Origin of the sequence: Streptococcus sp. UMB1203, from assembly GCF_030217725.1 — a bacterium.
Classification (GTDB): domain Bacteria; phylum Bacillota; class Bacilli; order Lactobacillales; family Streptococcaceae; genus Streptococcus.
The window spans coordinates 1-229 of the sequence record NZ_JASOOK010000091.1 but is presented as its reverse complement, the minus strand read 5'-3'; the positions used below and the strand labels follow the sequence as shown (position 1 = coordinate 229).

1 protein-coding gene is annotated in these 229 nt (G+C 32.8%); it reads left to right on the top strand.

Annotated features, from left to right (window positions below; translation table 11 throughout):
- The first annotated feature begins 62 nt into the window (after positions 1 to 62).
- Positions 63 to 191 carry a hypothetical protein gene (locus QP439_RS09090; RefSeq protein WP_024052016.1) on the top strand — a complete coding sequence of 43 codons (129 nt, stop codon included), beginning with the start codon at positions 63 to 65 and terminating at the stop codon, positions 189 to 191.
- Positions 192 to 229 lie beyond the last annotated feature (38 nt).

Genomic DNA, 229 nt, shown 5'->3' with positions numbered 1-229 from the left:
AGTAAATCATAGTCTTGCAGCGAGCAATTCGCTGCAAAGTAGTATCAAAAAAGGAGAACAAGATGAAATATGGTAAAATTTTATTGAAACAAGACAGTCAATTGCTTCAGACAAACGTAAAAGATATTGGAAAAGCGCAATTTGGCTATGAAGTGAGTCAATCAGCACAACAGTTATATTTTAGATTTTAAAAAAGGAGAAAATGATGACACTATTAGACGTACAACAC

Coding starts and splice junctions, on each gene's coding strand:
- QP439_RS09090 (WP_024052016.1), top strand. CDS start 63: ATGAAATATGGTAAAATTTTATTGAAACAAGACAGTCAATTGCTTCAG.